The 14,527-nt window shown below is 34.2% G+C and carries 11 protein-coding genes and 4 pseudogenes; 1 reads left to right on the top strand and 14 read right to left on the bottom strand.

The features are described from left to right. From AB5Z52_RS13385 to AB5Z52_RS13330, 12 genes and pseudogenes are all read right to left on the bottom strand, one after another. A pseudogene (locus AB5Z52_RS13385) lies at window positions 1-159 on the bottom strand (dihydroorotate oxidase); the annotation flags it as partial. A gap of 188 nt (window positions 160-347) precedes the next feature. Next, the gene (locus AB5Z52_RS13380) at window positions 348-698 is read right to left on the bottom strand and encodes a hypothetical protein (RefSeq protein WP_003127295.1); all 351 of its coding nucleotides are present in this window, start codon (window positions 696-698) and stop codon (window positions 348-350) included. Window positions 699-1,052: 354 nt separating this feature from the next. Next, window positions 1,053-1,226 (bottom strand): annotated as a pseudogene (locus tag AB5Z52_RS13375) (metal-sulfur cluster assembly factor); the annotation flags it as partial. A 347-nt stretch (window positions 1,227-1,573) separates the two neighbouring features. Then, window positions 1,574-1,858 (bottom strand): hypothetical protein, encoded by a 285-nt coding sequence (locus AB5Z52_RS13370; RefSeq protein WP_194177998.1) that lies wholly within the window; start codon window positions 1,856-1,858, stop codon window positions 1,574-1,576. A 55-nt stretch (window positions 1,859-1,913) separates the two neighbouring features. Beyond that, on the bottom strand, window positions 1,914-4,544 hold the full coding sequence (locus tag AB5Z52_RS13365; protein WP_194177997.1) for a DEAD/DEAH box helicase family protein: 2,631 nt from the start codon (window positions 4,542-4,544) through the stop codon (window positions 1,914-1,916). A gap of 2 nt (window positions 4,545-4,546) precedes the next feature. Then, entirely contained in the window at window positions 4,547-6,334 is a 1,788-nt protein-coding gene (locus tag AB5Z52_RS13360) for a site-specific DNA-methyltransferase (RefSeq protein ID WP_194177996.1), read from the bottom strand. Between the two features lie 110 nt (window positions 6,335-6,444). Then, complete coding sequence (locus tag AB5Z52_RS13355; RefSeq protein WP_249974609.1) at window positions 6,445-6,870, bottom strand: hypothetical protein; 426 nt, start codon at window positions 6,868-6,870, stop codon at window positions 6,445-6,447. Further along, a pseudogene (locus AB5Z52_RS13350) lies at window positions 6,870-7,859 on the bottom strand (recombinase family protein); the annotation flags it as partial. The gene AB5Z52_RS13355 and the pseudogene AB5Z52_RS13350, both read right to left, overlap by 1 nt. After that, window positions 7,795-8,316, bottom strand: a complete 522-nt coding sequence (locus AB5Z52_RS13345; protein WP_249974608.1) for a hypothetical protein — start codon at window positions 8,314-8,316, stop codon at window positions 7,795-7,797. The gene AB5Z52_RS13345 and the pseudogene AB5Z52_RS13350, both read right to left, overlap by 65 nt. 63 nt (window positions 8,317-8,379) lie before the next feature. Further along, window positions 8,380-9,357, bottom strand: coding sequence for a tyrosine-type recombinase/integrase (locus AB5Z52_RS13340; RefSeq protein WP_002338238.1), 978 nt, complete (start codon window positions 9,355-9,357; stop codon window positions 8,380-8,382). 181 nt (window positions 9,358-9,538) lie between these two features. Beyond that, complete coding sequence (locus AB5Z52_RS13335) at window positions 9,539-9,868, bottom strand: metal-sulfur cluster assembly factor (RefSeq protein WP_005472593.1); 330 nt, start codon at window positions 9,866-9,868, stop codon at window positions 9,539-9,541. A gap of 82 nt (window positions 9,869-9,950) precedes the next feature. Further along, window positions 9,951-10,886, bottom strand: a complete 936-nt coding sequence (locus tag AB5Z52_RS13330) for a YitT family protein (RefSeq protein ID WP_003127293.1) — start codon at window positions 10,884-10,886, stop codon at window positions 9,951-9,953. A 150-nt stretch (window positions 10,887-11,036) separates the two neighbouring features. On the opposite strand from AB5Z52_RS13330, the gene AB5Z52_RS13325 reads away from it, so the two are divergent. Next, window positions 11,037-11,528, top strand: a complete 492-nt coding sequence (locus AB5Z52_RS13325) for a YajQ family cyclic di-GMP-binding protein (protein WP_003127292.1) — start codon at window positions 11,037-11,039, stop codon at window positions 11,526-11,528. Between the two features lie 36 nt (window positions 11,529-11,564). On the opposite strand, the gene AB5Z52_RS13320 is transcribed toward AB5Z52_RS13325, so the two are convergent. Further along, the gene (locus AB5Z52_RS13320) at window positions 11,565-13,952 is read right to left on the bottom strand and encodes an ATP-dependent DNA helicase (RefSeq protein WP_288551514.1); all 2,388 of its coding nucleotides are present in this window, start codon (window positions 13,950-13,952) and stop codon (window positions 11,565-11,567) included. A gap of 283 nt (window positions 13,953-14,235) precedes the next feature. Beyond that, window positions 14,236-14,527 (bottom strand): annotated as a pseudogene (locus AB5Z52_RS13315) (hypothetical protein); the annotation flags it as partial.

Raw genomic sequence — 14,527 nt, 5'->3', positions numbered from 1 at the left:
ATTTCCTTCTCGCGGTGCTAAAGTGGCACTTTTTGTATCAAAAGAACCGGCTTCTGATGCTGCAAGTTCCTCCAAATCCGTAGTGGTCATACAGTGAACGCCGGAAGCATTCATAAAGGGATTGTCGTAGGTGAATTCACCAAATTTAGTCGTTAACATTGTTCGTCTCCTTTCTTCATTGAAAATAGTTTACCTTTCTAGTTTGCAAAATGCAATTGCCGTTTTAGGTTTCGTCATTATTTTATTTGTAGCAATTCTCTATTCGCTGAGATCCTTGAAAAAAAGACAATCAGTCTTCATCAAATTACCGCTCAAAATTCTTTTACAATTTAGGTACGTACCCTCTTTTAGAGCCGCTCGATCAATTCTCTTTGCATTTTTCCTAGTGTGACTATTTTCTTTAGTATGCGAAAACGCCATTTTTTATTTTGGACTGTAAAACGCCAAACAACGTCTAACCCATTGAACCCTTGACTTAATTGCTCATTGACTAGATCTTTTCTGGTGTAAGCCATGTGATCAATGACTTTTGTTTGAAAAAAGTTCAAAAATAAAATGATTACTTGGCGATCATTCACAAGTAAAATCGTTTTGCTGCTTATACTTTCTATACTTTGTGATTCGGCAAAACCAATACTCATATCTCCTTCATTATAGGGAGCCGCTAGGCGAGAGAGTTTTTTCTTTGTTAATAGCATAGGCCGGATTCCTTTTCTTTAGTTATCGATCATTATTTTATCATTTTTTACAAAAATGGTCTCTGAAACGACAAGCAGTCGTCGCACGAAAATCGTTCATTTCGCTAAATTCAGACTCACTTTTCTTTTACTATAAAGCTTCCTGTTTAACAGAGGTATGGGGTCGCGTTTCCTTATTGAAAATGCAACAGATACTAATAAAAAATTGTTTAACTAAAAAACTCCTTTACTAACTTATCTTAAAAGTTAATAAAAGAGTTCCAAAATTTCTACGGATTATTTAGAGAATGAAATGTACTTATACATCCATACTATTTCAAACGACTTACGAAACTAACAGCCGCTGCATTGGAATCAGCGAATCCCCAACGCGATCCGTGCATAACGGCTCATTTTATCGGTCGTCCAAGCGGGATACCAGACAAGTTTTACTTCTGCTTTCGTTACTTCTGGTACTTCTTTCAATGCGTCATGGATAGATTCTGTTAAAATATCGGCTAGTGGACAGCCCATTGTTGTTAAGGTCAAGTGCTGTTATATCAGCATTTCTATCGCTTTTTCCTGCGTTAAAGCGATAGTAAATACCCGATTCCAGTGCATCTTAGAAACCAAAATTCTGTTCTTTTTATTAACTTCTGCGGATTCATTATACCTCAAAAAAGAGTTGAATTGTCCCTTTAAATGGCTTGGACTACATACTCAATGAGGATTTTTTTACGCATCTTGTCTGTAGTCCAATTAAATTTTCTCAAAAAAACAAACAATTCATAATCTCAAATAATTCCAGAAATATGTCCTTAAATACAGCTCAAAATCAGCTTTAATTTTTCATTTTTTGTAACAAACATACAGATTTAAAATTGATAAATTTTATTTTAATGGATGAACTTTCTCTTATCCTTAGGGATTAAATCTATCAATAGGATTGCTGAAGGGTAATGCTTTTGCATATATTCCACAGCACCTAGCTCATGTGAATCTTCAGAAGCATACAATTCGTCCTTTAATTGCCCCATATCTATTACAATACTTCCACTTAGAAAATCAATTGCATCTGGAAATTCTTTATCTTCATGATAAGAATCATAAAAATCGGAAAGCTGTTTACAAGTAACCACTCCATTTATCGTTAGCTCGATTAATGCTTTTTGGATATTCATCTAATTTTCCTCTATTCATTGGTCATACAATTCATTTAGTATTTGAGTCATTTTATTATACTTCTTCAATAAACAATCCAATCTTATTATCTAAAGATTTGCCATCATTTACTTTTTCAGATAATTCATTGATAAATTCTCGTTCGTTATCTTCATTATAGAATTTCAATCCAATCAAACGAACATCTTCATTTTCACCAATCACTTCAATATCTGAACCGTTTATTTCGTATAATATCTCTTGCTTCCAAGCATCATTAGTTTCCAAATGTTGTCCTTTTGGCTCAATATAAACTTGATAATTAAAAGTTTCATTTTCAAGATATAGAATAAAATCAGGCATAAATCCTCGCGGTCCATTAAACTCTGTTAACTTTAAACGAATTCCTTTCTCATCGTTACGAATAAGGTATACTTTTTCATATTTTTTTTCCAACGTTTGAACAAAAGTTCCTATCAAATCAACTAATTTCTTTTCTGTTCCGTTCACAATCGCATGAGTATAAACAAACCAATCTTTGCCTTTCATAGGATGTGTAAGAATACGTTGCGTAACTTGACCAGTTTGGAATTTAGGAGAGACTATTTCATAATCCTTCAATACATTTCTAATAGGAACTGGTTTAAATACTTTCAAACCAATCTCTTTTTTATAATTTTTACGAATTTTCTCTTCGCAATACATCAAAAACTTATCAATAATTTCTAATTTTTCAGTAGCTGATAAGTCAACAATATGCTGTCCCTTAGGTAAAGACACTTTTATAGAAACGCCATTAAAATACTTCGAACTATTGATTAATTCTTCTTTTGATTCAAGTAAAGGTAAATAATTTCTCAAATTAGAAAAACGGAAAAAAGGGTTTCTCTGTAGAGCTTTTCTAAAGAAACGTTTATCTACATGTAAAAATTCTGATTCTCTCTGAATTACCATTTCATCATTAACGTTCCCTTGATAATCTGTTTCAACAGTTGAACCTATATATTCGGTTTCCCATTCTTTGGGAATTGTAAATTTATCTAGTGAACTATAATCTTCAGAAGTCGTTGCTCTACTTTCATTGATAAATAAGTTCCCTTGCTTATAAACATTTGTATTTTTAAAAGAATTTTTTAATTTCGCTTCAAATATCTCTACTGTTTCATCACTAGAACTAATCAAATTAACAGCATCCATTGATTTTTCAAGATTAGCTAAATAGCCTTTTTCATTAATCGTATGATAGTGCAATGTTTCTAAGAAACGTAAATCACTATTCACATTATCAAACCTGCGTTGGTAACTTTTCTCTCCTTCATATACAAAAGGAAAATATCTTGCACCACGTCCAATTAGTTGGGCTTCACTATCTGTAGCAGTTCTGGTGGTTCCTGCTCCTTCAGAAATTCTGACAATATCATAAAGATTTAAAACATCCCAACCTTCATTTAATTTAGCAACAGCAAAAACAACTCTAATGGGATTATTAATGTTTTCTAAACTATTCAATAACACTGCATTATCTACACTCAACATGTTCTTTTCATTTGCATCTAAGATAGTTCTTTCTTCAAAATCTTCTTGAATTTCTCGAATGATACTATCTAAATCTTGTTCTGAAAAATAAGAAAAGACTTTATAAAGTGTCGAATTAGATGATACTGTTATTTTTCTTTGATTAATATATTTAGATAAACTTTCCACAGATAAATTTCCTATGATTGCCTTAAAATCTAGTCTTTTCTGTTTAGAAATCTTGATAGTATTAGACTTAAACATGATGACTGGCTTAAAATAAGAAATATCATTCTCTCTAGCAATCAATTTCCTATATTGGCTTAATAAGAGAGCGTCTTTCATTTTTTCATCATCATTTTCTGATGATTGTAGTCTTAACACATTTTTAGAATAGCCATCTGTCATAAATTCACCCAAGTCATACTTATAGATAATTTTATCACTATACTTTTGAGAGATATTTTTGTCATCCATGTTAATCGTTGCAGAAAACTCTAAAAGCTTATTACTATTTCTCAAATATAACATTTTATCAACAATAGTTTTTTCCCATGACTCTTTCTTCTTTTTCTCATCTTTAGTAGAAGCATTAAAATGATGAGCTTCATCCCCTAAAATGATTATATCTTCCTCTTCCAAACTTTCTAAAGAAATACCATTCTCTCTAGGTTTAATTAATTCTCCATGGATTTTTTGAATCGTTGTCAATTTTAAATAAATTGTATTTTTATCTTTGACAGCAGGAAAATTGTCCACTGCTTGAATCATAATTTGCTCGCCATCAATAAAAATACCATTTGGATTAAACAAATACTTATTTGATTGTGTATTTAACATATTTTCTCGTGTTTTCTTGATAATCGCATCAGTATTTACAAGGAAAATGAAGTTTTGATAATTGAATTCTTTATACAAATACAACATCAAACTCGCCATGACCATGGTTTTTCCTGAGCCTGTTGCCATATTAAACAGCAAATGTTCTCTCCGAAATCCTGCTTTACTAATACCTGCAAGCAAATTATCATCTTGCATAAACTGAAAACGTCTGAAAGCTTCTTCTTGATAATGGCGAAGTTCATCTCTTAGATTAGCTTTAACATACTCAGGAACTTCATGAGGATTCATAGCATAAGTAATTGTTCTCATTTCTCTATCTAACCACTCATATAACCGTTCTTTTGCCATAACTATTCTCCCTCATTGTTGTAAAAACTATGATTAAAGGCTTTGTCATTATCAGAAATGAGAACATTCTTATCTTCTATTTCTGAATATGGAACATAGAGTTGATTCTTGTCTAACGCTTTTTTGAAAATTTCTTTTTGTTCGTCAAAAGTTATGTTATTTAAAGTAACAGAACCTTCTTCTTCATCATTTTCTTTTAACAATTCATTAACTAGTTTTTCTTTATCTAATTGGAAATTTAAATCAGCATTATTGTCTAATTCATCCCATAAATCAGCTAATTCTTCTTTAGTAAATGCTTGGTTAATTTTGTTCATATATATTTGATTTAATTCCATCAGTTCAGCATATATAAATGAACCTCCGCCTGTCCAATCAAGTTCTTTTGAAATGCCCGATTTTTTTCCCTTAACAACATCTATTAAACGTTTTTTTCCAATTTGAACTTGATTGTAAACTTGCTCAATAGAGATAACCTTTCTTTTAAGCTTTATTGCCGTAGAGGCGGTTGTTGCTGTCCCCATAAAAAAGTCTAATACTATATCATCGACATCTGTTGCCATTTCAATTATTCTCTTTAATAATTTTTCAGGCTTTTGACCTGAATTTCCAAAGTCAATTTCTATTTCAGATGTAGCTCTATTTGTTTCTTTATATGCTTGAGGATTTGCATATATTTGGCTTATGTCGTTCCAAACTGTTGTAAGAGGAACGCCTTTTGATTCATCAAGATATTGCTTCTCCCAAATAGAATTTCCTGAAGAGTCTTTTCCTCGCTGTCTGCGTCGATAAATTCTCCCATCACCATCATCAAACTTAAACCAATCTTTTATATATTTCTCTGAATATGGAGTGTATACTTTATTTTGTTTCCGTTTCTTATAATTTTTAGCGTAATGTAGGATATAATCATGAACATTCACCGGTTTAGCTCCCGCTGCTCTCCCACCAGAAGCAGAACCATATGACCAAATAATTTCTTCAACAAAATTATCTTTTCCAAATATTGAATCCATTAATACTTTCAAATAATGAGATTGATTAATATCTATGTGTACGAATATATTTCCTGTTTCATGAAGTAACTCTTTAGCTACCTCAAGCCGATTTTTCATAAATGTCAACCAACTAGATTGATTATATCTATCATTATATTTAAAACTATCATTTCCAGTGTTGAACGGTGGGTCAATATATATTAAATTAATAGAATTCCCATACCTCTCCTTCAGAGAATACAAAGCTAATAAATTGTTACCTTTAATAATTAAATTATCATCATCACTAAATGAATTAACTTTATGTTCACCTGAAGAATCATATTTTTTAGCATTTACTAGAGCTTTTGGTGCTAAAAGAGTATCTATTTCATCTCTTGCAATGATTTCATTATAGAAAACTTCTTCTTTTCCAATATCTTCTTTGGTCATACCGCCTTCTAAAATACAGTCTTTGTAAGGAAAATCTAACACCACATCTGTATTATATTGAAGATATTTTCCCTCACTTGATAATCCAATTGTGTTAGAATATTTTGTATAACTATCTGCCCAATAATCTTTATATCTCAAAATATCAATAAATTCTTGCACTTTGAAAATAACGACATCTCCAGCTTTTACCGAATAGTTCTCTCTAATCTTTTGATTTTTCAATAATGCTGAAATTAGCAGTGCATCATAATTTTTCAAGTCATCAATAACAATTGGTCTTTGTAGCTCTTCTCCCATCCAATACTGTGGGAATTCTTTTAAAATCTCTTTTATTTGTTGCATTAATCGAGTATCCATTTTTCAGCTCCTAAATTTGTTTTTGTCTATTTCATTATATCAAGCAGCGTACTATAAGTCATGTATAAATAAAAGACAAGCATGACCATGCCTGTCTTTAAAACTTATATTTACTTTGTATTTCTAGGAATGAATGGTAACAATTCTTCAAATTTTTCTAATTCAAAAATCATAGCTTTTTTGTCAGGTATTAAATCACCTTTAAATTGGTATCTCATCTCTTCTTTCCATTTGTCGCCCATTAGCGACCTGAGTATGTTCCTAATTGCCCCATATTGCATCTTAATACTTCCTTTTTGTTGACTTTCAGGTTTTGAAAAAGGAATAGACTTTAGAGAATTCGCTTTACATGCTTGAATAGCAAACACTTTATTTTCTCTATCTAAAAGTGGTTTTACGTGACTTGTATAGCCTAAGGCTTCTGCAATTGATTTATCAAATGTCAAAGAATTTTTATTTAGGGTCAGCAAATAATTCCCTGTAGTTTCTACACTAATCACTTCAAAATTGTAATCATCAAAACTCATTTTGCTCATTATTGGTGTTCTCCTTTCGACAATACTTCAGCGACTTCCTCTTTTGACCATTTAGCATCAATCACAATAAATCCTTTAAATAACCCTGATTTAATAGTAGAAACAAAAGTTTTAGGTTTTTCAATATTTTTGACAGTTTTCTTTTTGAATCCCTTTCTTGGATTTGACAATAATTCTTGAACCAAATCCCAATCTTCTTCAGATACAATAGCAGGCAATCCATTTCTCAATAAATACTGAGGTTTCTCACCACGATTGATTTTTTTCTTGTGTGAAAAACAATCTACAGTGAAAGTCTTTTGCATAATAACTAAGCCAAAATACTTCTCATTTCTTAACACACGATAAATTGATGAAGATTTCCACTTATTGCCTGCTACAGTTGGTATATTCGCTTCATTCAAAAGACTTGCTATATCAACAGCCCGAACTCCTTCAAGAAAATTTTTATAGATAAAACGAACTATTTCAGCTTCTGATTCCTCAATAACAACCTTACCAAATCTATCCTTAGTAAATCCTAGGAAGTTATGCGTGGGAATTATAGGTAATCCTTTTTTAAATCGTTCAATAATAGACCATGTAATAGCTTCACTCTTCTGTTCACTCTCTGCTTGTGCTACTACACTTAACATTAATAATAATGTTTCACTAGTAGTATCTAAAGTATTTATATTCAAATCTTCAATATATACTCCTACAGGATTAGTTAACGCTTTCAATTCCCTGTAAATTGAAATAAAATCTAATACATTTCTTGAGAATCGACTAATACTTTTCACAATAATCAAATCAATTTTATTCAATCGGCAATCATTTAACATACGATTGAATTGCTCTCTTTTTTTGATAGTGGTACCCGATGCTCCTCTATCCGCATAAATATCAACTAGTTTCCATTCAGGATTCAACCTAATTTTCTCTTTATACGATTGTATTTGTAGCTCGAAACTCCCTGATTGGGATTCTGCATACGTGCTTTGACAATAGTTTCTTCTTAAAAAACAATTTATACTTTTCACATATTTTTTGATATTCTAATAATAAATGAATAGGTATTTTATATTCATCAATAATTTTCTCGAAGTCAACATATTCTGTCCTCTTTATTACCTTGAACCTAACAAATATATCCCAAAAATCTGATTGATATTGAAAGTGTAAATCACTATATTCTGTTATGTATTCTGACAATTCTCCTTTACCGAAATATTCGTTTAATAGTCGATGAGAACTTTTTCTACATTCAGAAATTTTTTCTGATGACATTTCCTTAAAATAACCCAAATCCAAAAACTTTAACACATTATATATCTCAATTGCTTCATTAAGAGTATTGATTATAGGGTTTAAAATAAAGTCATTGATAAAAGTTTCTACATTACTTAAATCTAATCCAGTTGATAAATCATTTTCGCCATAAAACTTAATCCAATTATTTTTCATTCTTTAAATCACCTTTCAAATTCTATAAATTTAGTATACCAAGTTTTATTAAAAATTGGACTTCTATAATGTTTGCAATGGTGAAAAATTTACCGCTTTACTAATTTCATCTTCAATATTTAAACTTCTTAGATAAACTTCCGTTGTTTTTATTGAAGCATGTCCTAGTAGTTTCTGAATTCTATAAATATCAGTTCCATTCCGAACTAATTTTTGAGCAAAATAGTGCCGAAAACTATGTGGACTTACTCTAATAGACTTCCTAATCTGACATTGATTCCCAATTTTAACTATCGCACGTTCAGCTAAAATATAGTTGTAGTGCTTACCCTCTCTCGTCAAAAATACATAATCTTCTATATTTTCTATTTCATTATAGGCAAAAAAGTTATTTGCTACTCGTCTATATTTTAAATATTCTTTGTAAATCAACGGTGAACAATGGACAATCCTATCCTTCTTTCCTTTTCCATTTTCAACAAATATTTCTTTATTACTGATATGAATATCTCTTAAATTCATTACCTCATTGATTCGTAGTCCTGTATCTACAAGAATAAGTAAGAGCAAATAATCTCTTTGGTTCGTGAATCTCGTTTGATAGCCAGTATGCTTTTTATCCATTCTCTGAGGTTTGAAGAAAGTCAATTTCTTAGCTACTTTCAGCATTTCTTTGATTTCCATATCATTAAATGTCTGAATAATTACCTTACGCTCTTTTACCCATTTAACACGCATACAGGGGTTTCTATCGTATCGGATATAATCTTCATCTACACAATACTTAAAATACGCTCTGATGCTTCTTAGATGGCTATTCACATATGTTTCAGCACATCCCTCTTCTAATTTATGCAACATGAATTGCCGAATGCTTTTTGGTGTCACGTCTTCAAGAAAGTATATCTGCTCTTTTTTTAAGAATTCAAAAAACAGGTTTAAAAATTTCTGATGCTTCTTTATCGTTTTTTGTGAGATTCCTCTGGCTTTTTCGTTGAATAACATTTCTTCTAATAGTTCCTCTAACCTGAAATTTTGCAAAACAAAAAACTCCTTTACCAACTTTTTCTAAAGTTAATAAAAGAGTTCAGAAATTGTTTCCTCATTAGGTATGGTATCCGTATCGAAAACACCCTCATTTTATCTGGTATCCGAAATCCGAAAAATCAGCTCAGACTACATACTAAATGAGTGAGAAACGCTGTTAAATCAACACGAATTCTTAACGAATCCCCAATGCGATTCTTGCATAACGACTCATTTTATCAGTCGTCCAAGCGGGATACCAGACTAATTTTACTTCTGGATTTTTGACTTCTGGAATGTCGCTTAATGCTTCATGAATTTGTTCGGTCAAAACGTCGGCTAATGGGCAACCCATAGTGGTCAATGTCATTTTAATAACTGTATCGCCTGTTTCCCCGTCAAATTCGATTTCATATATTAAACCAAGATTGACAATGTCAATCCCTAATTCTGGGTCAATAACTGTTTCTAACGCTGCTAAGACACGTTCTTTGATTGCTTCGCTTTCTGCTTCAGTATAAGGCATAGTCGAAACCTCCTTTGATGATCTGTTCAAATCATAACTTGTTTTAATCCCTTTGTAAATGACACTTTCGCTTTCGTTTTCCTTAGGGACGATTCTTTTTGTTAACTTTCAATTCTGGAAAGACTCCGGTTGTTTTGAATGTACGCTGTTCATCGTCTGTTGCAAAACGTCCTGTGATCGATTGAGTCGGAACAAAGTTGATAAATGCATTCTCATCCGCTTCTAAAACAGCTTGTTCCAAATCATAGATTTCATAACGAGTAACTACCATCATAATCATATTTCCAGGAACACCAGAATACCCTCCTACAGATGGCAACAATGTCATACCGCGAAACACATGTTTTGAAATATTCTTGCCGACAGATTCCGCTTTGGTGGTGATGATCAATGCCGTAACTTTTTGATGGCTTGTATGAAGCATATCCACCACATAACTCATAGCAAAAATGGAAATGATCGTGTACAAGGCGCTCTCCCATGAGAAAATAAACCCTGACAGCATAACAATAATGCCATTAAGCATAAACATATATTTGCCGACAGTCTTACCTGTCGTTTTTGATAAAATCAATGAGAGGATGTCCATTCCTCCCGTTGTGAAACCCATTTTTAACGAATAAGCGACTCCAACACCAAGTAATACGCCGCCAATCAACGAATTCACGAGGATATTGTTTGTGATTTCTCCTTGAGGCAAAATCATCGTTATTAAAGAGACCACTACAACGTTAATAAAACTCATCCAAGTGGAAGCTTTGCCTAGTTTGATAAAGCCTAAAATAAAGATTGGCACATTCAAAAGCAAAATAAAGAGACCGGTACTAAGATGCAAGCCGAATTGTTCCCACCCGACTGCTACGATCAACTGGGCAACACCATTCATCCCTGCAGAAAGTACTTTTGCAGGAATCAAAAAGAAATTCAACGCGATCGCTGCGGTCAATCCTGACAACAAAATAACCCCGATTTTTTTCAGTCTTTCCGACTGCTGATGTTTCGTCCATAATTTACTCACAATGCCATTTCCCCTTCACAAAAAATCTCCTTCCAAAGAATAGCAGTTTGTGTCTAAAATTGAAACTATTATTTGCAAAAATTTAGTTTCTCTCCCCTCTTTTTTCTGACTCATGGTAAAATCAAAGAAAAATAGAAAGGATGATCTTTTGTGGCAAAAGAAGCAAGTTTCGATGTTGTATCTGAAATCAATACAGAAGAAGTAAAAAATGCCATCCAACTAGCAGAAAAAGAATTAAAGAATCGATTTGACTTTAAAGGTTCGACAGTTGAAATTAAAATGGATGGCAATAAATTAACAATCGTGGGAGACGATGAATTCAAACTTGAACAAATCAAAGATGTGTTAAGCAGCAAACTCATCAAACGAAGTGTTCCGACAAAAAATATCCAATTCTCACAGACTGAACATGCACTTGGCGCCAAAGCCCGTCAGACTGCAGAATTGATCAACGGCATTGATAAAGAACAGGCGAAAAAAATTACGACCGCCATCAAAAATGCAAAATTGAAAGTTAAAACGCAGATTCAAGACAATCAGATTCGTGTCACTGGTAAAAGCCGTGACGATTTACAAGAAGTCATCCAGCTGCTGCGCAAGCTTGAATTACCGATCGATTTACAATTCACAAATTATCGTTGACTTCTCTCTGTACCGATCGCAAACCGCATGTACGGTCTACGATCGGTGCTGAGAGTCTTTTTGTTTTTGCCAGAAATGGTCCATTGCTTTGCTAATCTGCTCTGGTCGAAAGCAGGTTTGGGCGTGTTGCCAGTGTAATGGAAACAGTTGCTGGTAAGCCGTTGTATGAAAACGCTGATCCAGCAACAGGATCACGCCTTGATCCCTAGAATCACGAATGACACGTCCCGCTGCTTGCAGAACTTTGTTCATTCCAGGCAGCCGATAGGCATAGGCAAAACCAGCATGTTTTTTTTCTTCATAATAGTCCCGAATCAGTTCTTGTTCGTGATTGATTTGCGGCAATCCGACACCAACAATCGCCGTTCCGATCAGACGAGTTCCCTTCAAGTCGATGCCTTCCGAAAAAATTCCGCCCAATACGCAAAATCCTATCAACGAAGTTTTTTCTTCAGCGTCCGCCGTGTCGTATTTGAATTCCGCTAAAAAATTTTCTCGTTCCGTTTCATTCATAGCTGTATCCTGTACGAGCATCTTAATAGTCGGATACGCGTGATGAAATGCTTCTGCTACTTCGTCCAAATACTGGTAAGAAGGAAAGAAAACCATATAATTGCCTGACTTTGCGTGAATCATTCGATAAAGGGCATCTACGATCGCTGGCAGACTGGCTGTCCGTTGCCGGTAAGTCGTCTGGATGTAATTTGCGATCAGGATTTTTTGATTTGCAGGATCAAATGGACTTGGCAGTCGATAGCGTAATGCTTTTTCTCCGCCTCCCAGCACTTCCTGGTAATAATCAAGAGGCGTGAAACTGGCTGAAAACAACAAGCTGGCTTTTCCTTTGTCTAACACTTGCTGTAGAAAAGGAGCCGGTTCAATGCAAAATTGACGAAGAGTCAGCTCATATCGAGTGACCTCTACTGTTGTTTCATAATGATCGTCATAGAATTCAGCAATTTTCAAAAAGTGATTCACTTCAAAATAACTTTGCAGCACCGCTTCCTGAGCCGTATGTTCAGGGTTAGCTGGCAGCCATTCTTTCATAAGCTCAGCTAGCTTTGCTAATTGCTTGTTCATCGTTTCATGGGGTTCTTTTTGATGATGGTACTTCCAATGATCCGTCTCAGCGATTTTTTCAATCGCAGAGAATTCTTTCTCCACTTTATTCAATGCTCGACGAAGTTTTTGTTGATCCATTGGCAATTGCTTTCTAAGATCTTTAAACGTGCTGCGACGAATCTCTGCTGAATACATCTCTTTTGAACGATTGACGAGATTATGGGCTTCATCGATCAAGAAAAAGTAATCTTCTTCTGGTTCCTCAAAAAAGCGTCGGAGATAAACAGTCGGGTCAAACAGATAGTTATAATCACCAATAATGACATCACAAAACACACTGACATCCAGCGAAAGTTCGAAGGGACAGACGGTATGCTTTTTTCCATACGTTTCAATCACTTCTCGTGTGATTTGATTTTCATGATGAAGCAGATCCCATAGCGCTTCATTGATTCGGTTATAATAGCCATTCGCATATGGGCAATGTTCCGGCGTACAATTCCGTTCATCTAAAAAGCAAATCTTATCCTTGGCAGTGAGGGTCACACTTTTTGTTTCACTGCCGTTATCCGCCAACTTGCTTAAAGCATCTTCAGCTACTTGGCGAGTGATCGTTTTTGCCGTCAAATAAAACAAACGATCGCCATCCCCTTCTCCTAATACTTTTAGTGCAGGAAAAAGAGTCGATATGGTTTTTCCAGTACCTGTTGGCGCTTCAGCAAACAATCGCTTGCCGTTTTTTAACGTCTTATAAGCGGCAGCAGCCAATTCCCGTTGCCCTTTTCGATACGTTTCGAAAGGAAATTTTAACAGTTGTAGTGAAGTATTTCTAACACGGCGCCAATTTTCCTGAAAAACCAGCCATTTATGATATTCATTGATCAAGTGGGTATAAAATTCAGTAAGTTCTTCCACTGTAAAATGGCGACGGACACGGGTGATCAGCTGCTCCGTCGTCTGGTAATAGGTTAGTTGGACTTCAATTTCCGTCAACTTTTCTTCTTGAAGGTAAATATAAGCATAAACCATCCCTTGAGCAAAAAATAAATCGATTTGATCCTCAGGAAGATCTTCAAAGTAGGGTTCTGACGTTTTGATCTCATCGATTACCCAACATTGTTTCTCTTCGTCATAGAATAAGCCGTCTGCACGTCCTTCGATAGTTAACTTGTCCTTTTCGATCTCGCTTTCTATTTTGAAAAAGACTTCCTTTTGATAGGCATCGCCGGCTTCTTTTTGCAATCGTCGATGGATACGAGCGCCTTCTTGAGCAGTATGGTTACTGACTTTGCGACTATCGATATCACCACGGCGCAAAATAAATTCAACGATTTTTCGGACAGCAATTTTTCCTTTATACACGTGATCACCTTCTCGGAGCTATTATATCGGAAGCTTCACTGATTTTAAAGCGAACAAAAAAAGCCTGCAGGATTTGCAGTCTTTTTCACATTTTCTTAAAAAATGCCTACAATGGTTACAGCATATCAAAAACAACCTCTCTTCTTGCCTAATGATGTGTTTTAATTCTTGGCATCATCGCAATCGAAAGTTGTCTCAATCGACTTGTCACTTTCTTGTGGCATCTATTTCTCTTAAACTTCTTATACTGTTCTGATTTTCAGGCATTTCTCATTAGTATCCGTCACTGATCCACTTGAACTTCATAGCGCACATTGTTCTCATCGTAGGCACGATTGGTTGCTTCATCATACTGAAATTTTAATTCCAACCCATGGGCTCGTAAAAATAAATATTTTCCATCGATGGAAAACGAAGCCCCATGTAAGGTCGTCTCGTAGATTTCAAAGGGATCATCTTTTAAGCGAAGATTCGCGGAAGCAAAATTTTTTTCAAAGTCTGCTTGGATCGTTTCATTTCTTTTTTTGAGTGCCGAACCACTCAACGTTTCATCACTGCTACTTTCTGTCATAGGC

The organism is Enterococcus sp. RTP21361st1_A6_RTP21361_211029 (genome assembly GCF_040910045.1).
Lineage (GTDB): Bacteria > Bacillota > Bacilli > Lactobacillales > Enterococcaceae > Enterococcus_D > Enterococcus_D gallinarum.
This window is presented reverse-complemented; position numbering and strand designations above follow the sequence as displayed.

Coding starts and splice junctions, on each gene's coding strand:
- AB5Z52_RS13380 (WP_003127295.1), bottom strand. CDS start 698: ATGCTATTAACAAAGAAAAAACTCTCTCGCCTAGCGGCTCCCTATAAT.
- AB5Z52_RS13370 (WP_194177998.1), bottom strand. CDS start 1,858: ATGAATATCCAAAAAGCATTAATCGAGCTAACGATAAATGGAGTGGTT.
- AB5Z52_RS13365 (WP_194177997.1), bottom strand. CDS start 4,544: ATGGCAAAAGAACGGTTATATGAGTGGTTAGATAGAGAAATGAGAACA.
- AB5Z52_RS13360 (WP_194177996.1), bottom strand. CDS start 6,334: ATGGATACTCGATTAATGCAACAAATAAAAGAGATTTTAAAAGAATTC.
- AB5Z52_RS13355 (WP_249974609.1), bottom strand. CDS start 6,870: ATGAGCAAAATGAGTTTTGATGATTACAATTTTGAAGTGATTAGTGTA.
- AB5Z52_RS13345 (WP_249974608.1), bottom strand. CDS start 8,316: ATGAAAAATAATTGGATTAAGTTTTATGGCGAAAATGATTTATCAACT.
- AB5Z52_RS13335 (WP_005472593.1), bottom strand. CDS start 9,868: ATGCCTTATACTGAAGCAGAAAGCGAAGCAATCAAAGAACGTGTCTTA.